24 protein-coding genes, 1 tRNA gene and 1 pseudogene are annotated in these 21,363 nt (G+C 62.4%); 20 read left to right on the plus strand and 6 right to left on the minus strand.

Features of this window, described 5'->3' with window-relative positions; translation table 11 throughout:
- The 5 genes from murI (at position 1) to HWX32_RS02200 (ending at position 3,420) form a co-directional block, all read left to right on the plus strand.
- Positions 1–795 carry a glutamate racemase gene (gene murI / locus HWX32_RS02180; protein ID WP_175934553.1) on the plus strand — a complete coding sequence of 265 codons (795 nt, stop codon included), beginning with the start codon at positions 1–3 and terminating at the stop codon, positions 793–795.
- A 66-nt stretch (positions 796–861) separates the two neighbouring features.
- Positions 862–1,629, plus strand: coding sequence for an MBL fold metallo-hydrolase (locus tag HWX32_RS02185; RefSeq protein WP_175934554.1), 768 nt, complete (start codon positions 862–864; stop codon positions 1,627–1,629).
- Between the two features lie 17 nt (positions 1,630–1,646).
- Complete coding sequence (gene rph, locus HWX32_RS02190) at positions 1,647–2,381, plus strand: ribonuclease PH (protein WP_175934555.1); 735 nt, start codon at positions 1,647–1,649, stop codon at positions 2,379–2,381.
- The gene (gene rdgB / locus HWX32_RS02195) at positions 2,375–2,974 is read left to right on the plus strand and encodes an RdgB/HAM1 family non-canonical purine NTP pyrophosphatase (RefSeq protein ID WP_175934556.1); all 600 of its coding nucleotides are present in this window, start codon (positions 2,375–2,377) and stop codon (positions 2,972–2,974) included. The genes rph and rdgB overlap by 7 nt, the downstream gene beginning before the upstream one ends.
- 62 nt (positions 2,975–3,036) lie before the next feature.
- The gene (locus tag HWX32_RS02200) at positions 3,037–3,420 is read left to right on the plus strand and encodes a hypothetical protein (protein ID WP_254868224.1); all 384 of its coding nucleotides are present in this window, start codon (positions 3,037–3,039) and stop codon (positions 3,418–3,420) included.
- Between the two features lie 93 nt (positions 3,421–3,513).
- Here HWX32_RS02200 and HWX32_RS02205 read toward each other — a convergent pair whose 3' ends face one another.
- Entirely contained in the window at positions 3,514–3,804 is a 291-nt protein-coding gene (locus HWX32_RS02205) for a DUF3817 domain-containing protein (protein WP_254868292.1), read from the minus strand.
- A 142-nt stretch (positions 3,805–3,946) separates the two neighbouring features.
- Positions 3,947–4,435, minus strand: coding sequence for a hypothetical protein (locus HWX32_RS02210; protein ID WP_254868225.1), 489 nt, complete (start codon positions 4,433–4,435; stop codon positions 3,947–3,949).
- Positions 4,436–4,548: 113 nt separating this feature from the next.
- Between HWX32_RS02210 and HWX32_RS02215 the strand changes: the two genes are divergently transcribed.
- The 3 genes and pseudogenes from HWX32_RS02215 (at position 4,549) to HWX32_RS11290 (ending at position 9,996) form a co-directional block, all read left to right on the plus strand.
- Positions 4,549–4,633, plus strand: a tRNA-Leu gene (locus tag HWX32_RS02215).
- Between the two features lie 494 nt (positions 4,634–5,127).
- Positions 5,128–6,096: pseudogene (locus tag HWX32_RS11375) on the plus strand (thioester domain-containing protein); the annotation flags it as partial.
- A 156-nt stretch (positions 6,097–6,252) separates the two neighbouring features.
- Positions 6,253–9,996, plus strand: coding sequence for a VaFE repeat-containing surface-anchored protein (locus tag HWX32_RS11290; protein ID WP_303049131.1), 3,744 nt, complete (start codon positions 6,253–6,255; stop codon positions 9,994–9,996).
- Positions 9,997–10,078: 82 nt separating this feature from the next.
- Here the strand turns inward: HWX32_RS11290 and bcp are convergent, their stop codons facing one another.
- Positions 10,079–10,564 carry a thioredoxin-dependent thiol peroxidase gene (bcp, locus tag HWX32_RS02225; RefSeq protein ID WP_175934559.1) on the minus strand — a complete coding sequence of 162 codons (486 nt, stop codon included), beginning with the start codon at positions 10,562–10,564 and terminating at the stop codon, positions 10,079–10,081.
- Between the two features lie 70 nt (positions 10,565–10,634).
- Between bcp and HWX32_RS02230 the strand changes: the two genes are divergently transcribed.
- The 3 genes from HWX32_RS02230 to HWX32_RS02240 are packed head-to-tail and all read left to right on the plus strand — an operon-like array spanning position 10,635 to position 12,374.
- A complete protein-coding gene (locus HWX32_RS02230) occupies positions 10,635–10,910 on the plus strand; it encodes a DUF3618 domain-containing protein (protein ID WP_175934560.1) in 276 nt (91 codons plus the stop codon).
- 10 nt (positions 10,911–10,920) lie between these two features.
- Positions 10,921–11,742 (plus strand): class F sortase, encoded by an 822-nt coding sequence (locus HWX32_RS02235; RefSeq protein WP_254868226.1) that lies wholly within the window; start codon positions 10,921–10,923, stop codon positions 11,740–11,742.
- A complete protein-coding gene (locus HWX32_RS02240) occupies positions 11,742–12,374 on the plus strand; it encodes a DUF305 domain-containing protein (protein ID WP_254868227.1) in 633 nt (210 codons plus the stop codon). The genes HWX32_RS02235 and HWX32_RS02240 overlap by 1 nt, the downstream gene beginning before the upstream one ends.
- A 48-nt stretch (positions 12,375–12,422) precedes the next feature.
- Here HWX32_RS02240 and HWX32_RS02245 read toward each other — a convergent pair whose 3' ends face one another.
- The 3 genes from HWX32_RS02245 to HWX32_RS02255 form a co-directional block, all read right to left on the minus strand.
- Positions 12,423–12,989 carry an isochorismatase family protein gene (locus HWX32_RS02245; protein ID WP_175934561.1) on the minus strand — a complete coding sequence of 189 codons (567 nt, stop codon included), beginning with the start codon at positions 12,987–12,989 and terminating at the stop codon, positions 12,423–12,425.
- A gap of 273 nt (positions 12,990–13,262) precedes the next feature.
- Positions 13,263–14,423, minus strand: coding sequence for a site-specific integrase (locus HWX32_RS02250; protein ID WP_175934562.1), 1,161 nt, complete (start codon positions 14,421–14,423; stop codon positions 13,263–13,265).
- Entirely contained in the window at positions 14,410–14,988 is a 579-nt protein-coding gene (locus tag HWX32_RS02255; protein ID WP_175934563.1) for a hypothetical protein, read from the minus strand. The genes HWX32_RS02250 and HWX32_RS02255 overlap by 14 nt, the downstream gene beginning before the upstream one ends.
- Positions 14,989–15,100: 112 nt before the next feature.
- On the opposite strand from HWX32_RS02255, the gene HWX32_RS02260 reads away from it, so the two are divergent.
- The 9 genes from HWX32_RS02260 (at position 15,101) to HWX32_RS02300 (ending at position 21,362) form a co-directional block, all read left to right on the plus strand.
- Positions 15,101–15,295 carry an AlpA family transcriptional regulator gene (locus HWX32_RS02260; protein ID WP_175934564.1) on the plus strand — a complete coding sequence of 65 codons (195 nt, stop codon included), beginning with the start codon at positions 15,101–15,103 and terminating at the stop codon, positions 15,293–15,295.
- 15 nt (positions 15,296–15,310) lie between these two features.
- Entirely contained in the window at positions 15,311–16,033 is a 723-nt protein-coding gene (locus tag HWX32_RS02265) for a hypothetical protein (RefSeq protein WP_175934565.1), read from the plus strand.
- A gap of 10 nt (positions 16,034–16,043) precedes the next feature.
- The gene (locus tag HWX32_RS02270) at positions 16,044–16,559 is read left to right on the plus strand and encodes a hypothetical protein (RefSeq protein ID WP_175934566.1); all 516 of its coding nucleotides are present in this window, start codon (positions 16,044–16,046) and stop codon (positions 16,557–16,559) included.
- Positions 16,560–16,787: 228 nt separating this feature from the next.
- Positions 16,788–18,899, plus strand: a complete 2,112-nt coding sequence (locus HWX32_RS02275; RefSeq protein WP_175934567.1) for an AAA family ATPase — start codon at positions 16,788–16,790, stop codon at positions 18,897–18,899.
- Positions 18,896–19,099 carry a hypothetical protein gene (locus HWX32_RS02280; RefSeq protein ID WP_175934568.1) on the plus strand — a complete coding sequence of 68 codons (204 nt, stop codon included), beginning with the start codon at positions 18,896–18,898 and terminating at the stop codon, positions 19,097–19,099. Before HWX32_RS02275 ends, HWX32_RS02280 begins: the two co-directional genes overlap by 4 nt.
- 343 nt (positions 19,100–19,442) lie before the next feature.
- A complete protein-coding gene (locus tag HWX32_RS02285; RefSeq protein ID WP_175934569.1) occupies positions 19,443–19,811 on the plus strand; it encodes a helix-turn-helix domain-containing protein in 369 nt (122 codons plus the stop codon).
- Complete coding sequence (locus HWX32_RS02290; protein WP_175934570.1) at positions 19,750–20,244, plus strand: hypothetical protein; 495 nt, start codon at positions 19,750–19,752, stop codon at positions 20,242–20,244. Before HWX32_RS02285 ends, HWX32_RS02290 begins: the two co-directional genes overlap by 62 nt.
- A gap of 3 nt (positions 20,245–20,247) precedes the next feature.
- On the plus strand, positions 20,248–20,463 hold the full coding sequence (locus HWX32_RS02295; protein ID WP_175934571.1) for a hypothetical protein: 216 nt from the start codon (positions 20,248–20,250) through the stop codon (positions 20,461–20,463).
- Between the two features lie 2 nt (positions 20,464–20,465).
- On the plus strand, positions 20,466–21,362 hold the full coding sequence (locus tag HWX32_RS02300) for a major capsid protein (RefSeq protein WP_175934572.1): 897 nt from the start codon (positions 20,466–20,468) through the stop codon (positions 21,360–21,362).
- Position 21,363 lies beyond the last annotated feature (1 nt).

Consider the following 21,363-nt stretch of genomic DNA (forward strand, 5'->3'; position numbering starts at 1 on the left):
ATGGATAACAACGCGCCTATCGGCCTGTTCGATTCGGGCGTGGGCGGCCTAACGGTCGCGCGCGCGGTGATGGACCAGCTGCCGGACGAGTCCCTGATTTACATCGGCGATACTGCCAACGGCCCGTACGGCCCGCAGCCAATCGCCGATGTGCGCGCGCATTCGCAGCGCATTGCCGACGATCTGGTGGAGCGCGGCTGCAAAATGCTGGTCATCGCCTGCAACACCGCCACGGCCGCCTTCAAGCACGACGCACGCGAGCGCTACGACATCCCCGTGGTGGAGGTGATCCAGCCGGCGGTGCGCCGCGCGATTGCCACGACGCGAAACAACAAGGTCGGTGTGATCGGTACCCAGGGCACCATCGGCTCCGGCGCGTACCAGGACCTGTTTTCGCTTAAACCCGACCTTGAGGTCACTGCGGTGGCGTGCCCGAAGTTCGTGCCGTTCGTGGAGCGGGGGATTACCTCCGGCAAGCAGGTGCTGGAGGTGGCGCGCGGGTACGTGGAGCCGTTACGCGCGGCCGGCGTGGATACTCTCGTGCTCGGCTGCACCCACTACCCGCTGCTCTCCGGCGTGATCCAGCTGGCGGTGGGCGACGACGTCACGTTGGTCTCCTCCGCCGAGGAGACTTCGAAAGACGTGCTGCGCCAGCTCACGGAGGCGGACATGTTGGCGGATGCGGGTCGCACCCCGCAGCACGTGTTCGAATCCACCGGCGACCCGGAGACGTTTGACCAGTTGGCGCGGCGTTTCCTCCGCCCGCCGGTGCATGCCGTTGGGCGGGGCGCCTAGCCTGCGGTATGCAGCTTTTGCGTAAACCGGTGGGAAATTCCGTGCGTTTCGTGGCACAGTGATTTCATGAAGTTGACCATTCTCGGGTGTTCGGGAAGCCTGGGCGCGCCCGGTAACCCCGCCTCCTCCTACGTCATTTCGGTGCCGGGTGAGACGGACATCGTGATGGACTTCGGGCCCGGGGCACTCGCCGCGATGCAGGAGCGTTTCGATCCTGCGGCGGCGCACGTGATCTTCAGCCACCTGCACGCGGACCACTGTTCGGATTTCCCGTCGCTTTTGGTGTGGCGCCGCTACCACCCGCATTCGCCGGCAAATTGCAAGCACCGCCTGATCGGCCCGAGCTACGCACCGGTGCACCTGGGGCGCATGAGCGCCGACGGGCCGGACGAGGTCAACGACTTTTCAGACACGTTTGAATTTTCCGCGTGGCGACCAGGGGAAGCGGAGGAGCTTTCCGGGCTGACCATCACCCCGTTCCCGGTGGTGCACCCAGCGCAGGAATCCATGGCACTGCGCGTTGAGGCCCCATCCGGCAAAGTGCTTACCTTCTCCGGTGATTCCGCCTTCACGCCCGCGCTTATCGACGCTGCCAAGGGCGCCGATCTCTTCCTCTGCGAAGCAGCGTGGGGCCCGAGTTCCGAGGGCAAGGCCGAGGGGATGCACCTTTCCGGCGCAGAAGCCGGCCGCATTGCCCGCGAGGCCGGGGTGGGCACGCTGGTTTTGGTGCACATCCAGCCGTGGACCGACGTGGAGGCCACCGTGGAGGCGGCCCGCGCAGAGTTCGACGGGGAAGTGGTGGTGGGCACCACCGGAGCCGTGTTCCAGCTGTAGCGGTTAGGCTGGTGTGCATGACTGCACCAGATTTTTCCCGCGCCGACGGCCGCGCGTTGGACGAGATGCGCCCGGTGCGCATCACCCGCGGCTTCACCTCCAACCCGGCGGGCAGCGTGCTCGTGGAGTTTGGCCAGACCCGCGTGATGTGCACCGCCTCCGTCGAAGTCGGGGTGCCGCGCTTTAAGAAGGATTCGGGCGAGGGCTGGCTCACCGCGGAGTACGCGATGCTGCCTTCCGCCACGCATGAGCGCATGCCGCGCGAATCCATGAAGGGTAAGGTGAAGGGCCGCACGCACGAGATCTCTCGCCTGGTGGGCCGTTCGCTGCGCGCCGCGGTGGACTTGAGCCAGCTCGGGGAGAACACGATCCAGCTCGACTGCGACGTGCTGCAGGCCGACGGCGGCACGCGCACTGCCTCCATCACCGGCGCGTACGTGGCGCTCGCGGACGCGATCGCCGTGCTGAAGGACGCCGGCGTTGTGCCGGGGGAGCCGCTGCTCGCGCCGGTGGCAGCAGTGAGCGCAGGGCTTATCGACGGAAACGTGTGCCTCGACCTGCCCTACGAAGAGGACTCCCGCGCAGAAGTAGACCTGAACGTGGTCATGCAGGAAGGCGGCAACTTCGTCGAAATCCAGGGCACAGGTGAGCACGGCCTCTTCGGCCGCACCGAGCTCAACCAGATGCTGGACGTGGCGGAGAAGGGCTGCAACGAGCTCATCGCGGCGCAGAAGGAGGCCCTGGGATGGTAAAAGTCCTCGTTGCCTCTGGGAACCCGGGCAAGCTACGCGAACTGCAGCAGGTGCTCGCGGACTTGGACATCGACGGAGTCGAGCTAGTTTCGCTTCGCGACGTAGACGAGTACCCCGAGCCAGCAGAGACCGGCCTGACGTTCAAGGCAAACGCCGAGATCAAGGCCCACGCCGGCGCGGCCGCCACCGGCTTGCCGTGCGTGGCAGATGACTCCGGCCTAACCGTCGAGGCGCTCAACGGCATGCCGGGAATTCTCTCCGCCCGCTGGTGCGGCGCCCACGGCGACGATGAGGCGAACAACCGCCTGCTGCTCAACCAGATGGCCGACATCGAGCACCGCGCCGCCGCATTCGTGTCCTGTTGCGTGCTGGCCACCCCGGACGGCCAGGAGTTCACCGCGGAAGGGCGCTGGGAAGGCGAGCTGTTACGCGAGCCGCGCGGCAAAGGCGGCTTCGGCTACGACCCGTTGTTCGCCCCGGCAGACGCACCCGGGAAATCCTCCGCGGAGCTGTCGCCGGAGGAGAAGAACGCGTTGTCGCACCGCGGCAAGGCACTTAGGGAGCTCGCGCCGTTTATCGCTGCGTTGCGGTAGCGGTATTCGTCGCCCCTGGATTGCTGGTGGCGCGCGCTCCCGAGAGGGTTACAGTGGAGGGCATGATGACAACGAAGAAGAAATCCACTGTGTTTGCCACCACGCTTGCAGCTGCGGCGCTTGCCCTTGCTGGATGCGGCCAATCCGGCGACTTCGACGGCACGTGGTCCGGCGACGTTACCGCCACCCAGGCCGACCAGCAGGGCGGATCCGCGACGTTGACTGTCGACGGCGGCGACTGCTCCTTCGAGCTGACCGAGTCCAACGGCGAGACCAACGAGGGCAACTGCCTGCGCGACGACGAGGAGTTCAAGCTGGAGGATCCGTTGACCGGCCAGGATCTGGAGTACACCGCGCAGCTCAACGGCGACTCGCTCACCCTGACACCGGACAACGACGCCGCCGACAAGGTTGGCGTGATGGTGCTAACCAAGGCTGGCGAGTAAGCCACCCGGTGCGGCTGCCCGCCGCCAATGACACGTGCACCCCGGCAGGGCAGCCTGCCGGGGTGTTTTGTCTGAGTGCGGGTGAGAGGTACGTTATGCCAGCTGGAACGCGTGCGTGACTTCCTTGCGGCGCTTCGCTTCCACGACGAAGGAGAGGAACGGCACGACACCCGAGATAGCGGTGACCAACCACGTCGCCGCGGGCCAGCGAGCTTTCAGCCCGAGGTTGAGCGATGTCATGAGGAACGCGATGTAGGCCAACCCGTGCACTCGGGCGACCCAGGCGAGCGCGGAGACATCCATGTCGAAGCCGTACTCCAAAATCATGCGCAGGCACAGCAAGAGCAGCAGCACGCCGGTCACCCAGGCGGCGACGGAGAACATCGACAGCGCCTGCTTCACCCGCTTCTGACGCTCAGGGTGGATGCGTGCCGCGGGCGATGGGCCCGGGTTCCCAGCTCCCTCGGTACGCGTTTGCGTCGGCTGGTTCTCATTCGGCGTAGTCATAGGGTGTAGCTTCCTGCTTCTAGATTTCGTGGCTGGTTTCGGGGCCTTTACCTGAACCGCGACGCGGCGCGAGCATCTCGTTGTACGTATCCACGTCCATCTCCGGGCGCTGCGGGAGGAAATCTTCGTCAATCTCGGTCACCGGCGCTGTCTCGTCGGCCCCGTACCTAGCAAGGTCAGCTTCGTAGAGGTCCTCGAAAGCTTCCCCGGAGTTCACCGCGTCGATTTTTTCGTTTTCCATCTTCAGCCCCGCGCGGTACGCGAAGATAAAGAACACGGCGAAGAACGGCCACTGCAGGGCATACCCCAGGTTTTGGAATGTGCCGGTGCCGGATTGGTAGCGCTCCCACTGCCAGCGGGCCAAGAGGAGGCAGGTCACAGCCGCGGCAATGAGAAGGAGGATGTGCCACCAGCGCACCTTCACCCGCTCGCGCTTCTGGGGTGCGTCGGCTGCGACCGTATCCTCCGTTGTGTCGCCCGTGCTCCTCGTCTCGCTCGCCTTGCTCACAGGGTTTAATTCTAGCAATCATGTGTTAAAGGCCAAACGAAAGTTGTACGCGGGGTATTCAACGCCAGACAGTTTCAAGGCTCACCAGGTGGGCGTGTACGATGCTTTTCTACGCGCCCGTGGCGGAATTGGCAGACGCGCTGGATTTAGGTTCCAGTGCCTTACGGCGTGAGAGTTCAAGTCTCTCCGGGCGCACCATTTGGGGGCAATTTGAACGTCTGCTGTGACTCTGGACAGCGTTTACTGCGAAATCTCTCTCGCGTGGGGGGTAGGGGAGGGGGTATTTTTATCTTCAGATTTGATCAGGAATGCTTTTACGGCTGGAAACGATCTTTGCCGGATCGAGCGGGTCGTTGATCTGGTCCTAGCGCCGATCCCGTAATCTGCCTGCCCTTATAAATGGTCAAGCATGAAAGGCCGCAGGCGGATCACAGCGGTGGAATACCGGGCTCGACGTAAAGACTTTTCATATTTTTCATAGCGATTAGGTCAACCGTTGATAACCGTTCCCTGTGAAACTACTCTTTTTGCTGGTAGCAGCCTGTCATATCCGTTTGTCAGGTGATGCCTGTCCTAAAGGGCCTTAGAAATTCCGATTCGGGGAAGGGGTAGCAGTGTTCAGTAACGTCAAGCACAAGCCAAGATTGGGGGTGTTGGTTGCTCTAATCACGGCGCTGTCGATGATCGTCTCGATGGTTGTCGCACCAGCTCCTGCGAATGCACAATTGATTAAAGTAGGGAAGCTGTACGGTTCACCGATTGCCGGTGGGTACGACATTTCAGAGAGCAAAGTGTTGGAAAAGACCAACTACGTTGATTTGGGGGAAACCCCTAAGCGAATCCCTTTCCACCTCCTTCAGTTGACCGGCGCGGACGAGGACTCGTCGTATACATACTTCGCCTACTGCATCGAGCACTTCAAAGGTGACCCTCAAAGTGAGCCCGGGGACATTAAAGCTCCGACCGAGTACAACGGTAGCGCTAATCTGGACAACCACTCTAGGATTCTCGCAGTCTTAGCGAACAGCTATCCGTACCTGTCGCAGCAAGAAGCGTCTCGTGTTGCTGGGGTCGATGAGGTCTTATCTCCGAGGGTTTTGATTGCGGCGACACTCGGGGCGGTGCAGTATTACACCGATGGCGTGGAGTTTACGTGGGATGACCGTAACGCTACCGAGCGTCAGATCAAACAGGTCTATGAATTTCTTCGCAGCGACAACCTTGTGTTGCCATCTGACTTGAACGGAGAAACGGGCAATATTTGGCACAACCAGACCGAAGGCCAGGATGCAATTATCGTCGATCCGCCGGCCAGAAAGGTTGAAATCGACACGATGCTCGCTACTTCCAAGTCGGAGAAGGTAGCGCGAGCGAACAAGAACGCCGATTTAAAAGATGCTGTAAACGTTTCGGGTGACATTCAACTCGGCAAACACAAATTCATTGGAACCCTGTACGACAAAGAAACGGGCCAGGCGACCGACATCACCGCAAAACGGAACTATACAGTCGACGCAAACGATCTCGGCGGTTTTCAGGTGTCGTTGACCTACGACCTTCCTAGAGTGCTGGCAATAGACGGGAAACAATACGTTTCCGTTGTAGAGGTCATGCGTAACGGCGAAACCGTTGGAACTCACCACGACCTTTCTGACTGTGCGCAAACAATTCAGATCGGTGGATCTTTCTCTTGTGATCCTGAACCGCCTAGCTCGCAAACCACAACTCCACCGACGACGGGTGCGGGAGGGGCTAGCACGACTGAAGTGGTCCCGCCATTGACCACGACGATAAGTGTGCCGGTCGAAACCATTACGGTGACTCCCACGACAACGGTGACGGCTGCGACGTCTACCACGACGGTACCGGGTACGACTGTGGTTGAGAATGGTCCGTCGACTACGACCACTGCGCCTGGTACGACTGTGGTTGAAGATGGTCCGTCGACTACGACCACTGCGCCGGGTACGACTGTGGTTGAAGATGGTCCGTCGACTACGACCACTGCGCCGGGTACGACTGTGGTTGAAGACGGTCCGTCGACTACGACCACTGCGCCGGGTACGACTGTGGTTGAAGACGGTCCGTCGACTACGACCACTGCGCCGGGTACGACTGTGGTTGAAGACGGCCCGTCGACTACGACCACTGCGCCGGGTACGACTGTGGTTGAAGACGGCCCGTCGACTACGACCACTGCGCCGGGTACGACTGTGACGGTTACCGAGGGGAAGGTAACTGAGACAACGACGGTTGGTACCTCCACGCTGACCACGACCCCGGTTGTCACCATCACCCTCCCGAACGAGACCACCACGGTCACGCGTGGCTTCACTCCGAACCCGGAGATCCGTACGCGTGCGGAATTCAAAGATGCCGCGTCTCAGGTGAAGGCTGGCACCACTGTGGTGGATACGGTGTCATACTACGGCCTGGTTGCAGGTAAGAACTACACGCTGAACGCAAAGCTTGTAGATAAGCAAGATGCGAGCCGCGTCTTGGGCACTGGTGCGGTGACCTTCAAGGCAGAGGGCACCGAGGGTCAGCTGGTGAACGGCTCTGTCAAGGCGGAGATCGCCGTAGACGCGAAAGTGACGGAGCCGGTGGAGGCCGCGGTTGCGTTCGAACGCCTGACCTCCACCGAGGTAAACGCGCAGGGCGAGGACAGCTCGAAGGGCGCGGACACACCAAAGTATTCGTCCGACGATAACTTGATCGCGACGCACGAAGACATTAGCGACGAGGCCCAGACGGTTCGCAGCCAGCTGGACGAAAGCACGACGCCGGAGACAACCACCGAAGTAACTAACTCGGAGGAAACGACGCCGGAGACCACCGACCCGACCAATACGGTTCCGGGTGGGGTGACCGAGCCGTCCACGACGCCGGTTACTACGACGCGGGTGACGGAGCCGTCGACAAGTGAGACTGCTCCGAGCAGCACCCCGGTGGTGCCGCTGGTGCCGTCGAACCCTGAGGGCAAGATCGACACCAAGGTGACGGTGAACGGCAAGACCATCGTCGATGGCAAGCCGGTGACCGTGACCGAGCAGGACGTGATCAACGGCCTGAAGGTGACGGACGAGATCACCTACTCCGGCCTGGTTGCGGGTGCCAAGTACCGTTTCGAGGGCCAGCTGCAGCACGTTGAGTTTGACGAGGCGGGCGAGGTTACCAAGGTCACCTCGGTGACCGAGGTGAAGTCCACCGACGTTGTGGCTGCGGAGAACGGCGCGGGTACGGCGACCGTCGACTTCGGTACGCTGACCGAGCTGACCGCTGGTGAGACGTACGTGGTGTACGAGCGGGCGATCCCGCTCGACGAGAACGACCAGCCGACGACGAACCCTGACGGCACGCCGAAGGATCCGTCGAAGGACAACCGCAAGGTTGTTGAGCACAAGGACCCGAAGGATAAGGCGCAGACGTTCGTGGTTGAGAAGACCCCGACCACTTCGCCGACTGTGCCGGTGGCTCCGTCCACCACGCCGGATAACTGCGTGCCGGTGACCACGGTGAGCACGGTGCCGGGTACGACGGTTGCGGAGTCCACGGTTCCGGGCACCACCGTTCCGGGCACGACGAACCCGGGCAGCCCGGAGACGCCGGGTACCACGGTTCCGGGCACGACGAACCCGGGCAGCCCGGAGACGCCGGGTACCACGGTTCCGGGCACGACGAACCCGGGCACCACGGTGCCGGGTACGACGGTTGAGGAGTCCACTGTTTCGGTGACGACGCTGCCTGAGCACTGTGTGACCACGACCCCGGTGACCACCACTCCGGTGGCCCCGACGACCGAACCGACGGTGCCGACTGAGCCGACGCAGCCGACTGAGCCCACTCAGCCGAAGCCGAGTGTTCCGGTTGTCCCGCCAAACCCGACCACGACCACTCCGGACGTGCCGGGCCTGGTCTGGTTCCCGACGCCGCAGATCGGCACCAACGCGGACTTCGCGGGCGGTGCAACGGAAGTCAAGTCTGGTACCACCATCGTGGATACGGTGAAGTACCAGGGCCTGGTTCCGGGCAAGACCTACACGCTGACCGCTGAGCTTGTGAGCAAGGACGTATACAACGGCCTGGCTGACAATAACGCTTACGGCGAGGCTGTCATCGGCACCGGCACCGCCACGTTCACCGCGTCCGAGACGGGCGTGGGCACGGTGACGGTGGACATCCCGGTCATCGACGGCATCACAGAGCCGGTTCGCGCGGCAGTGGCGTTTGAGACGCTGACCTCCACCGAGGTCGACCGCAATGGTAAGGAGAACTTCGCTGGTGGGGACACCCCGGGCGATGTCTCGGACGACAACCTGATTACTGAGCACAAGAACATCAACGACCTGAATCAGACGGTGCGCAGCCCGCTGGTGCCGGGGACCCCGCAGGTGTTCGAGCCGTACATCAGTACCACCGCAAACTTCGCGGAGGGCTCCGCTCAGACGGTGGCAGGCGAAAAGGTCATCGATACCGTGAAGTACTCCGGCCTGGTGCCGGGGAAGACCTACACGCTCACCGCTGACTTGGTGGCAAAGGACAGTCAGGCCGTGATCGGCCAGGGGCGCACGCAGTTTAAGGCGGACGCTGCAGGCTTCGGTTCGGTTGACGTGGAGATCACGGTGGCGGACTGGGTGAAGAACCCGGTCTATGCTGCAGTCGCGTTTGAAACGCTGACCTCTACCGAGGTCGATGCCAAGGGCACCCCGCAGGAGCCGGGCAACCGCGTGCCCGTCACCATTGCGGACCACCGCAACATCGAGGACGCCTCACAAACGGTGATCACACCGGACTTGGATGAAGGTATCCCTTCGGTGAAGACGCCTGGTGTATCCACTAACGCTGACTTCTCGAAGGGCGCGGAGGTGACCAACAGTGCAGTGATCCGCGACGTGGTGAAGTACTGGGGTCTCGTCCCGGGTAAGGAGTACACGGCGACTGCGGACCTGATGGAGCGTCTCGGCGCCGATGCTCCGTACAAGGCGGGTCGCAAGCTGGGTACCGGCACCGCAACCTTCATTCCTACGCAGCCGGCAGGGATGGTTACGGTGGAAATCCCGGTAACCGGTTTGAACGACGGTGAAAAGGTGGCCGCCGCCGTCGCCTTCGAGACGATCACCTCCACTGAGGTGGATCGCTTTGGCAACGAAACCCCGAACGAGGGCGGCAACAAGATCGCTGAGCACAAGGACATCAACGACAGCTACCAGACGGTGGTGACGGACGGTGGCCAGACGCCGCCGACCACCACCACGACCACTCCGGGCACTCAGCCGACGCCGGGAGACAACCAGAGCTCCGAGTCGAACCTCTGGTGGTTGTTGCTCATCCCGGGCCTCGGCCTGATCCCGGCGCTCATCGGCGGCGGTGGCGGCTCCTCACAGCCGACTCCGAAGCCGGCACCGACGCCGGTGCCTTCGAAGCCAGCTCCGGCGCCAGCAACGTCGACGGCTCCGAAGCCGCAGGGCAACCCGGTCGCGCCGGATAGCCCGCGCTCGGTGATTCAGCAGGTGCCGTCCGGCGGTACCGCCCGCGACGCGCAGATGCCTGCCTTCATCTAGGCGGTACGCGGCTGCGCTAACGCCAAAAACCCACCTTCCGGCCGTAAGGCACGGGAGGTGGGTTTTTGTTTAAATTGATGCGCTAAATCTCCCAGTCGCGCAGGATGCGGCCCACATGTCCGGTGGCCTTGACGTTGTACTGTGCTTTTTCAATCGTGCCGGTGCCGTCCTCGTCCACTGAAACCAGGAACGTGGAGCGGATCACGCCCTGGACCACCTTGCCGTAATTCTTCTTCTCGCCGAACGCGCCGTAGGCAGACAGCGTTTCCTTCGACGGGTCCGAGAGGAGCTCAACCTTCAGGTCGTGGTCGGCGCGGAACTTGGCCAGGGCTTCGGGCTTGTCGGGGCTGATGCCGATGACGCGGACGCGGGCATCGTCGAAAAGCTCGAAGCTCTCGGTAAAGTCGCATGCCTCAGTGGTGCAACCCGGGGTGTTCGCCTTCGGGTAGAAGTAAACGATGACTCGGGAGCCAGCGAAATCTGAAAGTGAGACTTCCTCGTTACGGTCGTTCGTGAGCGTGAATGCAGGTGCCGAATCGCCTGCTGCAAGCTGTGTGGTGTCAGTCATGACACTCCGTTTTACACTAGGCTGGTAAAAGTTGAACCGAAACTAGCGAACCCCTGAGGAGCATCACATTATGGCACGTGACATCCACGACATTGAGCGCGACATCGAGCGCACCCGCGGCCAGCTCGCCTCCACACTGGACGAGCTCGCGGACCGCACCAACCCGTCTAACCTCGCCGACAGCGCGAAGGGCCAGGCGAAGGCCTGGGCTCAGGACGAGACTGTGCAGAAGGTGCTCGGTGGCATTGCCGCCGGCGTCGCGCTGCTGGTAGCCATTAAGGCGTACAACGGCCGCAAGCGCAAGAATGAACTCAAGGAGCTTCAGCGCCTGCTCGCGCGACGCTAAACTCAACTGTATGTCTACGCGCATCTCCTTCGACACCCCTGAGCCACAAGAGCCACCGGAAAGAGCGGGGGAGGAACGCGCGCAAGAGCGCAACCGCCGTCCGCTGTGGATCATCCTCGCAGTGGCGGCGGTTGCTCTTGTGTTGCTGCAGTTCGCGATCTTCTCATCGCGCCAGAATTCGCAACCGCTTGACGACGCTTCGGGGACCAACCCACAGGAAACTGCTGCCGAATCGGCTGCGCAGGACCCCTCGGCACCCGAGTCGCCGGTGCCAACCGACGGTGGCTACGTCGACCCCGCCGGTGAGCAGGAAGTGCCCTACGAGCCTGCGCCCGGCCAGTTCGTCGGGTTTGAGGGTATGGCGATGAGCATTGGCGGCGATGTCGCTGCCGTGGACCCAGTGCAACTCACTGACACAGGCTCTCTTATTCCGCCTGTGGATGTGCAGCGGCTCGGCTGGTACTCGGCCTCCGCCGTGCCGGGCGCGGAGGGACCCGTGGGGACCTCCGTGATCACCGGCCACATTAACTACCAGGGTCAGGGCACGGGCTACGCGGCCCGGTTTGCGAATCTGGAGCTGGACCAGGAATTCGACATACTTATCAACGGTGAACCGCGTACCTTCCGCGTCACGCAAGCGCCGTACCGCCTGCCGAAGGGTTCGGACTTCCCTCCGGAGGTCAACGACATGAACGGGCCCAACCGCGTCGTCCTGATCACCTGCGGAGGGCAGTTCGTCGGCGGTGCGCTGGGGTACGCTGACAACATCATCACAATTGCGGAACCGGTCGCACCTGTCGCTCCGGTCGCACCGTTAGAGGAGGAGTTTTAATGACCAACGCTGACCGCGACCCCGAGCTTGAGGCCATGCGCAGCAAAAAGCCGCTGTGGATCGGACTCGCCGTCGTCGCTGCGATCGTGGTGCTTGTCGCCGCGCTCGTGCCGATGCTGCGCGGTTCGTCCGTCGGCGATGAGGCGCCAGGCGACGAGGCGTACAACGCCACCGATGTCCATTTCCTTGGGATGATGATTCCGCACCACGATCAGGCGATCTACATGTCTGACGTGCTGCTCGATTCCGACGTGGAGGATCCGGAGGTGCGCGACCTGGCCCAACGCATCAAGGACGGCCAGGAGGCGGAGAACGAGCAGATGCGCGCCTGGGCCGACGAGTGGGGCATCGAAGAGGATATGGAGATGCACTCCAACCACGTCGCGAACGGGATGTTCATGCCCGCGGACCTGGAGGAGTTCGCGAAGCTCCGCGGCGACGAGCTGCGCACCACGTTCTTGGAGTGGATGCACCACCACCACAAGTACGTCATCGACATGACGCAGGGCGAAGTCGCCGCGGGCGGGTACGAGCCGCTGCGCGAGATGGGCAAGCAGATGATCGAGGTGCAGACCGCCGAGATGGCGGAGATGGAGCAGATGCTGGGTTACACGCCCGATCTGACCGAATAACCCTTCGGGTTGTAACCCTTCGGTTCCGCCGGCGGCTTGAGCTCTGTTTTAGACGAGCTCGGCGCCGGCATTCATCATTTCCTCGAGGGCTTGGGCGCCGCGCTTGTCATCCACCGGGGAACACATGCTGCGCAGCACACGCACCTTGAAGCCTTCCTTTAGTGCGTCGAGCACTGTGGCACGCACGCAGTGGTCGGTGGCGATGCCGCAGATGTCCAGCGTGCGAACCTCGTTTTCACGCAGCCAATCCGCAAGCAGCACACCGTCGTCGTTTTTGCCCTCGAACCCGGAGTAGGCGGCGGAGTAGTGGCCCTTCTTGAAAAACACGTCGATCTTCGACGTGTCCACGGGGCCGCGGATCTGCGCCCCGTACGAGTCGGCGACGCAGTGCACGGGCCAAGTATCCACAAAGTCCGGCTCGTCGGAGAAGTGCTCGCCCGGGTCGATGTGCCAGTCTTGCGTTGCCAGCATGTGGGAGTACTCGCGTGCACGGGTATCCGGATCGGACACAAGCTCAGCGATTTTCGAAGCGACTTCGTCGCCCCGCGCGGTAGCCAAGTTTCCGCCGGGGCAAAAGTCGTTCTGAACGTCCACAAGAAGTAACGCGGTCTTCATGTTTGACAGCTTACTCTCAGTTCCGGACAAGCGACGAGGACGGGTGTTCGGTGTGAGGCTTGTCTCTGCTACGGTACGAAAAAGGCCGACCCGGGGAGCGTGATGCTCCCCGGGTCGGACAATTGGTGCGCCATCAGGGAATCGAACCCCGAACCCACTGATAGGCAAACCTGGCGTTTGCGTTTCTGACTGTTTTGGTCTAGTGCCGAGTACTCCCAGTGTATAGCGTCAGACGTGCTGACCGTTCCGTCTTATGTTGCTCGTTATTGGCGACTATTTGGCCACTTTTTGGCCATTTTCGGACGGGAACAAGTGATCGTTAAGCACCTGGGCGACCGCCGGGCCGGCCTTCGGCCGCGATATGTAGTGGTGCTGCGTGACTGTTGTGTCGGCGTGGCCAAGTTGCTGAGTCGCCGCGTTGACACTGACGCGCTCCGACAGCACCGTCGCGACGTGCTTTCGCATCGTGTGGAACGTCACCCACGACACATCTGGCTGGCCTTTTGATTCGTTGGCCTTCGCCCATTCGTGCCGCGCTTCGCGTATCCACCGCTCGGCGGTTGACTTCGAGATGTGCGTGCCCGTGGAAGTGGGAAAGAGCCAATCGAACGTGCCGCCGGTGTCTTCGAGTTGATCGCGTGCGGCGTCGGCCGCGATCTTCGGTAGCTGAACGACGCGGGTTGAAGTGCCGCCGTCCTTCGTCGGCCGCACGATCGCTGTTGGCGTCTCGGCGTTGAGGTCGACGTCGCCCGCGCGAATCGACAGTGCTTCGGACAGGCGCACGCCGGTGCCGACGAGGAAGCGCACCAGGCGGGGGAAGGCGGCACCGCGACCTTTGCGGCCGCTGGTGGCGTAGAAGTCAACCATGTCGAGGAACGTCTTGAGCTCGTCGCCCTGGAAGGCGCGTACTTCGCCCCGCTTTTGCTTCGGTGCGATGGTCTCGCGAATCGGGTTCGATGCGATGAGGTCTTGCCGCACTGCGAGACCGAATGCCGACGAGAGTATCGACCGGGCGCGCTTCGCTGTCGCTGGTGTCTCGTCGAGTTGGTGCAGGAAGGTTTGCATCGTTGACGGTCGCACTTCGTTGAGTCGTAGCTGTCCGATGTTCGGTGTGATGTGGTTGCGGGCGGTGCTTCGGTAGACGTCGACGGTGCCGGCGGCGCCGTCGTGGTGGTCGAGCCAGTGGTCGACGAGCTCGGCGATGGTGCTGTTGGTGCGTAGCTCGTCGTTGTCGCGAAGGCTGACGGCTGACGCCGCTTGTGCTTTTACTTTGCGGGTGGCTTCCGCTTTCGTCTTGCCGCGCACCCGTATGCGCTTCGTCTCGCCGTTGAGAAGTCGAACGCGCGTGTGCGCTTGCACCTTGCCGCCGGCAAGGTTGGTGTAGCTGATCTCGCCGTGCGTGCCGGGCTCGAGCGCCGGCCTACCCCTCGGCATCAGGTTTCTCCCAAGTCGTGTAGCCCAACTCTTTCAGCCGCTTGTTGATCTCTTCGCGTCGCGTGATAATCCTCGCGAACTCTTGCCGGAACGCCGCATTATCACCCTGGCCCAGGCTGCCAACGTGAAAAAATTCGTTCAACCGCAGCCTTTCCTCAGTAAGCTCATCGACCTCATCCGGCCTTCCTCCAATAGGCACGTCGGCATTGTCGGAGAAGTCTGCTTTAAGCCGACCCGTAAAGATGAGGGCAGCTTGTTCCGCTGTTGCCGGCCAGTCCGGAAGGTACTCGACGAGACCGTCCGGATAGTTAGGCCACAGAAGCCGAGCCGGAGGTACATCGAGTGCGGCTGCCAGTACTAGCAGCTCCGCGACGTCCAACCTTGCGCCCCGGCGGCCATACTCCAGATTGGAGAGAACCGATTGCCCGATGGGGTAGCCAAGCTTTGCGGTTTCGTCGGCCAGCCTTTTGATAGACCACTTTGGATTCTTTGCTTTTCGAAGCCGGGAAACCTCTCCGGCGACTGTCGCTGCTAGCCGTTCGGCCCAATCTCTATTTTCTGCCATAGAGACACAATATCCGCGCCGTATTGCGCTGTCCAAACAAATGTGGTTAGTATGTTCCTGTAGCGCAAATCCGTTACATAATGTGTCGCAGGAACATAGAAAGGTTTGCTTCATGCCTGCAACCCGCCCAACACTCAACATCGCTGAAGCTGCGAGTCTGCTCGGTATCGGCCGCAGCAGCGCCTACGAAGCCGCGCGCACAGGCAAGTTTCCGACGCCCGTTCTAAAGATCAACGGCCGGTACGTCGTGCCGACGAAGCCGCTTCTCGACGCGCTCGGCCTGGACGAGCTCCCCGCAACCGCCTAACTGGAAGGAACCACCATGCTTTTTATTCCCACCGTCGAGAAGCGCGGCGCTACCGCCGCCGTCTTGCTCGACGAGCCCCGCACCTTCGCTGAAGGTCTCGATTACGACACCGCTCGCGATATGGCCGCCACGCTTTCGGAGCGCTTTGAGATCTACGCGATCAAAGACAACGCCGGCTACATCGTCATGATCTACGCCAACGAAGAGTGCATCGAGACCGTGAAGGTCGAATCGTGGAGCGACGCCCTCGATGCCGTAGCTCAACGCTCGGCCGATCTTGCCCCGGAAGATTCCCTCGAAGGTGCCGAAGATTCCTACTCACACGAACGGGAACCTTCCGGCACCTTCGAGACCGCACACTCGCCACGTATTGACTACTCGCCGGTTGATTCCCTGCGATTCCTCCATCACGGCAACCCGCTCGACATTGCTCTCAACGTGCTCGCCGAGTGCCCTGAAACCGACGAACTCGACGAAGTTCGTGCCGTAATCGAGCAAGCGATCGCACAGATTCGCCGCGAATACATGCACCACCGCGACGCGAACGAAGACCCGGCCGCCTACTCGAACGGCATGCCAGTGTCGACCGTCGTGCCGCACATCGCCAACGACGGCAAGCATGCCTTCGTCTCGCCCGCGCAACACATCAACCACCCCGGCGAAGGCTTCCGACTCTTAACCCGCTCGGCCGACGCCGACCGCTACTTCGACGGCCTAGAAGACGGCTACGTCGCTTAGGAGAACCCCAATGACTACACCGAAAGATAAAACCCCGGCGGCCGCGCCAACGACCACCAGGGCACAGGAGAAGCTTGAACAGGGCATCTCTGCCAAGAACGATACCGCAAAGCCGGTCGAACTCCACCTACCGAACCGAACGAACGGACGCCTGGACACCTGGGGCGAGTGCGACATCCTCCAAGAGAACCGTCGAACTGTATTCGTCGACGTCGCCGATTACCTCGACATGAGCGACGGAGCGCGATCCGCGCAGCTTTGCCCGGCATGTGTCGACGCCGCAGTTGCCCACTCCGAGCAGGAGAAGCGCAAGGAAGAAGAGCGACTTCGCCGCCAGAAGGAGACAGAAGAAGCTCAGCAACGTCGCGTGCGCGAGCTAGAGATGCATTACGAACTCGTCGACGCGTACCGTGCCGGCGACACCGAAATGGTGACGAAGCTTCTCGACGAGCTTCTAGCCGAAGACGATGCCACACTCGCCCGGCTCGGCATCTCGTCGTGGGACGAGGTTAACGACGATGAATGACCTTCTCGACCAGGCCGACGCCTTGATCGTCGCCGACGCTGAAGACCTACTCGCCAACCTCGACCAGGTTCACGCCGTCGCCCTAGCCGGCTAACGCAGGGCAAGCCGACAAAGCAGGCAGGCGGGTGCAAGCCCCGCCCGGCTACTGGGTAGCCGTCACCCGAGTACCAATGAAAAACCACGACATACCCCCTCAAGATGGAAGGACATCATCAGGTGACAGCCAGAATGAACGGCGTCAACGCCTTCGAAAGATTGCGTGCCGCCGTGGAAGAAGAAGGGCTTGCCTGGAATGAGACCGAAAGCGGCCGGCGCGCGCGTTTCCAGACACCGGGGCATAGCCTGCGGCACGCGAACGATCTCGGAGGCGCGGTGCTCTACGATGGCGAACAGGTATCGTTGCACTTCTTCGACGAACCCGACGAGAAAGAGGTCAAAGAACGCTTACTCGGCGAACTCGGCCTAACGTGGGCCGACCTCTTCGACAACAACGAAATTCGCTACCCGTACTCCGACGGATTCGTCGTGCGGCGCCTGCCAAACAAGGTCTTCCGCCAGGTGTGCAAGCACAACAAAACACCTTCGAGGTGTGAGGAATGCAAGTACATCGACGTACGCGCGCTGTACGGCATCGACACTGTCGGCGACACGGGCCCGGTCTACATCGTGGAGGGGGAGAAGGACGTCAACTGTGCCCGCAAGTTTTGGGGCGCATCCGCGGTGTCACAAGCGCAAGGCGCGCAGACTGGGCCGGAGAAGGCCGATTGGGCGCCGCTCATTGGCCGCGAGCTCGTCATCGTCACGGACAATGACGAGCCGGGGGAGAAGCGCGCCCGCAAGGTCTTCGACCACCTCGTCGCGATCGGGCAACCCGAAGACAAGATCGCTCTCGTCCGTGCCGCTGAGGGGAAAGACCTCACCGATCACATCGCTATCGGCCACGGCCCGGACGAGCTCGTCACTATGTCGGAGCGGCCGAACGCCCGACGAATCACCCTCATCCCAGCATCGAGCGTGAAGACCGAACGGCTCGACTGGCTCATTCCGAACTGGATACCGAAGCGCTCACTTACCCTGCTCGCTGGTCGCGAAGGGCTTGGCAAGTCGACGATCGCGTGCGATATCGCGGCACAGGCCACGCGCGGCGAGCTCACCGGCGCGCCGATGCGGGTTGCCTACCTCGCGACCGAAGACAGCCCCTCGATTACGGTGAAGCCCCGCCTGCAAGCCGCCGGCGCCGACCTCGAAAACGTCTACTTCTTCGAAGTCGCCACCGAGACCGGGGGTACGGGTTCGCTCACCCTCCCCGGCGACACAGGGCTACTCGCCCGCGCGCTGGTCGACCAGGACGTGCATCTCGTCGTGCTCGACGCGGCAAAGAGTGCGATGCACGGGTCGCTCGACGGCTACCGCGACGACGATGTGCGGCAGTTCCTCGAACCGCTCGCGAGCATGGCCGACAAGCACGATATCGCGGTGCTCGGTCTCGTCCACTTCGGTAAGCGCGAAAGCGCCGACCCCGGCAAGCTGATTCTCGGTTCGATCGCTTGGTCGCAGATCGCCCGAAGCGTGCTCTCCGTGGCCGCGAAGGAAGATGGCGGTCTCGTCGTGACGAATACCAAAGGCAATCTCGCCCCGGCAACTGTCTCGCGGGAAGTCCGTATCGTCTCGGCGACCGTTGACGTCGACCAGGGCGGCAGCGCTGAAGTTGGCCGCGCCGAGTGGGGTGAGGAGACCAACATCTCAGCCGCCGACCTACTTGCCCCGCGTGACGAAGCGAACGACGAGCGCGACGAGATCGAAGCCGTCGTGATCGACTACCTCATCGCCAACGGCGGCAGCGCCCCGGCTAGCGACGTGCTCAAGGCGACACGTGCCGCCGGTCTCAACGACGGCGCCGTGAAGAAGGCCCGTAAGCGAATCGGCGTCAAGACTGAGAAGCGCGGCATGAATTCGGGCTGGGAATGGTCGATCGACACTGCGAAGGTTCCCGAAGAAGCCCGCGCATTTTTTGGGGAATCTTCGGCACCTTCGGAACCTTCGGCGGAATCTTCGGCGACTTCTTCGGGGGACAAGGGCGCCGACAATCCGCCCCGATGGGCGGAGAAGCGCGCCACTACGGGGCCGGCACTCGACGATCTGCGCGACCCGATTCTTGAAGCGCTCAGCACGCACACAGGGCTGTCGCTTGCCCGCGTGCAGGCATCCATCCCCGGCAAACTTCTCGGCAAGCACAACCCCGGCCGACACCTTGCGAAGGCGCTCGACGATCTCGTTGCCGCCGGAGCTGTACGCCAGGACTCTCGCGGCAACTACTACCGGAACGGAGCGGCCGCATGAGGGCACGCTTTAAACAGCCCGGGCTATGGTGGTGCACCGTCAACGTCACCGTCGAAGCTGGCAATAGGGAAGGACACCGGCGCGCAATAGTCACTGTGACGAAAAAAGACGGTATCCGACATACCCTCGAACTCAACCAGTCAGACGCCTACGAGCTCGCCGACCGCATCGTCGACGCGATGGAAGGCGGTGCCGCATGAGAGACGAGCCCGCACGCCCGCCGCTACCAACTCGCGCCGAAGTCGCCGCGGCACCGGTGCGACTGCCCGGCCCCGCGCTACTGCGATTCGTCAGGAACATTCAACCGGCATACGACCTACGCTCAGGCCGGTGCGTAGGGCAAGCGCCACGCTTCGACACCGACCGACTGGAAGGCGAGACCCAAGCGGACTATACGGAGCGCATCGAGTGGGCACAGGGACAGTGCCGCAGCTGCCCGATTCTCGCCAAGTGCGGCATACGAGTGCCGAAGAATGCGGATGGAGTGTGGGCGGGCGAGCTTCGCCGCTTCGGGAAGCGGCCGGCAACGAAGGCGTCGAACCAATGAAGCCGGTATCAATTCCCGAACCGTCGGTTGTCATCGCCGCTTCGGATGCGCACGAATTGGCCGTGGCAGTCTTCGCTGCCGCCGATCTCGCCGCCCGCCACGGCGCCCGTATCTCGCCGCGGGTGCTCTCCCTAGCTACCGATCTCGTTTCCTCCGCCGGAACTACGGAACCCGCGTATGTCGAGATCGAAGACCATGTCGAACATGAGCAGATCGACACCGCCACCGCCGCCGCGCTTTTGGGTTGTACCGACCGAAACGTGCGTGCACTCGCCGCGAAAAAACATCTCCCCGGCGTTAAAAATGGCGGCCAGTGGCGGTTCAACCGCGACGACGTCGAAACCTTCCGGGACTACCGACACTAAGCGCTTCTGCTCATTCCCCGGTGTCGAGCTCGCCCGCGTCGGCAAGTGGCACGCTTCGACCGGCCCGGTCGAAATCACCCGCGCCGACCTGGCGGCCGCTGCCGCGGCGTCGCACCGGCTACCACATCCGGTTCTCAAACTTGGCCACGATGACCCCCGCTTCGGCGGCTCACCGGCCCTCGGCCACCTCGAGAACCTCCGCGTGACCGACCGCGGCAACACACTCGTCGGAGACCTCGTCGACGTGCCGCAATGGCTCGCCGCCGACATGGCGAAGCACTACCCGCAACGAAGCATCGAAGCGTGCGCCAACTACGAAACCAACGGCCACACCTACCGCTTCGTTATCACCGGGCTCGCGCTACTCGGCGCGACATGGCCCGCCGTCACCGACCTACCTTCCCTGCAAGACCTACTCGCAAAGGAGCTGTAGCCAATGGCACAGATCGCCCCAATCTCGATTCGCGACGTAATGAGCCACTGTCCGATCGACCTCAACATCAAACCGCAGGCTGGCGGCGCGAACGGCTACGCCTTCACCCTCCCCGGCATCGAGGGAAGCCCCGCGTACCGCGAACTGTCCAACCTCGCAGCTTGGTTCATCGGCTACGTCGCCGGCCAGGCCGCAGCCGACAAAACGAAGGAGGACTAACCATGAGCTTCTACCCCGCACGAGCTGACTACAACGACGGCGTCATCTCCGTCGACGAAGCACTCACCAACCCGACCACCATCACCGAGCGGATCGCCGAAGTCGCTGCCCGCGACCTTCTCGTCGAGACGATCTTCTCAACCGATTCGACCCCGGTACAGGGCGGCGCGGTCATCTTCTCGAAAACCACCGAGAAGAACTTCTACACCGAAACCGACGTCACCGCCCGCCAGCCAGGCGACGAATACGGCATCGTCTACCGCGAGCGCCCGGCCGCCGAGCTCGCCCGCGTCGAAGACTACGGCGGCAAGTTCGCCGTCTCCGACGAAGCACGCCGCCGCAACGACAACGTCAGCTTCGACAACGACGTCACCGTCCTTGCAAACACCGTCACCCGCAAGCTGAACCAGCGAGCAATCGAAACCGTACAAGCCGCCGAAGCAGCCGGTGAAACAACCGTCGGAGCGCACACCGGGGCATCGTGGGAGAACGTACGAATTGACGGCCCGAGCGACCTCATCACTCCACCGATCGACCGCCCGATCTCGATGATCGCTAATCTCTTCGCAATCGCCGAGAGCAAGGAGCTGGGAATCCAGTACACGAAGATGCTCGTCTCCCCGCGCACGCGCGCTGAGATGCGCATCGCCTACGGCCAGGACCTCAAACCGCTGCTCGATACCTACGGCCTTGAACTCATCACTTCCACCTTCGTGCCGGATGATCGAAGCTATCTCGTCGACCCCGGGAAGGCCGGCTTCGTGAAGTTCGAGGAGCCGCTCACCGTCACCACGTGGCGCGACGAGCACCACCGCCAAACCTGGGTGCAGGCCTACGCCATGCCGGTCATGGGCATCACCATGCCCGCTGCGATCGCAACCATCGAGTACCACACATAAG

Origin of the sequence: Corynebacterium sp. Marseille-P4321, assembly GCF_903645305.1 — a bacterium.
In the GTDB taxonomy this organism is placed as follows: Bacteria; Actinomycetota; Actinomycetes; order Mycobacteriales; family Mycobacteriaceae; genus Corynebacterium.

What these genes read in the sequence shown, in the direction of transcription:
- HWX32_RS02240 (WP_254868227.1), top strand. Translation starts at nt 11,742, where the DNA reads ATGACCAACGCTGACCGCGACCCCGAGCTTGAGGCCATGCGCAGCAAA.
- HWX32_RS02205 (WP_254868292.1), bottom strand. Translation starts at nt 3,804, where the DNA reads ATGTTCTCCGTCGCCGCCTGGGTGACCGGCGTGCTGCTGCTCTTGCTG.
- HWX32_RS02285 (WP_175934569.1), top strand. Translation starts at nt 19,443, where the DNA reads ATGAAGCCGGTATCAATTCCCGAACCGTCGGTTGTCATCGCCGCTTCG.
- HWX32_RS02230 (WP_175934560.1), top strand. Translation starts at nt 10,635, where the DNA reads ATGGCACGTGACATCCACGACATTGAGCGCGACATCGAGCGCACCCGC.
- HWX32_RS02265 (WP_175934565.1), top strand. Translation starts at nt 15,311, where the DNA reads ATGCTTTTTATTCCCACCGTCGAGAAGCGCGGCGCTACCGCCGCCGTC.
- HWX32_RS02280 (WP_175934568.1), top strand. Translation starts at nt 18,896, where the DNA reads ATGAGGGCACGCTTTAAACAGCCCGGGCTATGGTGGTGCACCGTCAAC.
- HWX32_RS02300 (WP_175934572.1), top strand. Translation starts at nt 20,466, where the DNA reads ATGAGCTTCTACCCCGCACGAGCTGACTACAACGACGGCGTCATCTCC.
- HWX32_RS02250 (WP_175934562.1), bottom strand. Translation starts at nt 14,423, where the DNA reads ATGCCGAGGGGTAGGCCGGCGCTCGAGCCCGGCACGCACGGCGAGATC.
- murI (WP_175934553.1), top strand. Translation starts at nt 1, where the DNA reads ATGGATAACAACGCGCCTATCGGCCTGTTCGATTCGGGCGTGGGCGGC.
- HWX32_RS02290 (WP_175934570.1), top strand. Translation starts at nt 19,750, where the DNA reads ATGGCGGCCAGTGGCGGTTCAACCGCGACGACGTCGAAACCTTCCGGG.
- bcp (WP_175934559.1), bottom strand. Translation starts at nt 10,564, where the DNA reads ATGACTGACACCACACAGCTTGCAGCAGGCGATTCGGCACCTGCATTC.
- HWX32_RS02260 (WP_175934564.1), top strand. Translation starts at nt 15,101, where the DNA reads ATGCCTGCAACCCGCCCAACACTCAACATCGCTGAAGCTGCGAGTCTG.
- HWX32_RS02200 (WP_254868224.1), top strand. Translation starts at nt 3,037, where the DNA reads ATGATGACAACGAAGAAGAAATCCACTGTGTTTGCCACCACGCTTGCA.
- HWX32_RS02275 (WP_175934567.1), top strand. Translation starts at nt 16,788, where the DNA reads ATGAACGGCGTCAACGCCTTCGAAAGATTGCGTGCCGCCGTGGAAGAA.
- HWX32_RS02255 (WP_175934563.1), bottom strand. Translation starts at nt 14,988, where the DNA reads ATGGCAGAAAATAGAGATTGGGCCGAACGGCTAGCAGCGACAGTCGCC.
- rph (WP_175934555.1), top strand. Translation starts at nt 1,647, where the DNA reads ATGACTGCACCAGATTTTTCCCGCGCCGACGGCCGCGCGTTGGACGAG.
- HWX32_RS02295 (WP_175934571.1), top strand. Translation starts at nt 20,248, where the DNA reads ATGGCACAGATCGCCCCAATCTCGATTCGCGACGTAATGAGCCACTGT.
- HWX32_RS02245 (WP_175934561.1), bottom strand. Translation starts at nt 12,989, where the DNA reads ATGAAGACCGCGTTACTTCTTGTGGACGTTCAGAACGACTTTTGCCCC.
- rdgB (WP_175934556.1), top strand. Translation starts at nt 2,375, where the DNA reads ATGGTAAAAGTCCTCGTTGCCTCTGGGAACCCGGGCAAGCTACGCGAA.
- HWX32_RS02270 (WP_175934566.1), top strand. Translation starts at nt 16,044, where the DNA reads ATGACTACACCGAAAGATAAAACCCCGGCGGCCGCGCCAACGACCACC.
- HWX32_RS02185 (WP_175934554.1), top strand. Translation starts at nt 862, where the DNA reads ATGAAGTTGACCATTCTCGGGTGTTCGGGAAGCCTGGGCGCGCCCGGT.
- HWX32_RS02235 (WP_254868226.1), top strand. Translation starts at nt 10,921, where the DNA reads ATGTCTACGCGCATCTCCTTCGACACCCCTGAGCCACAAGAGCCACCG.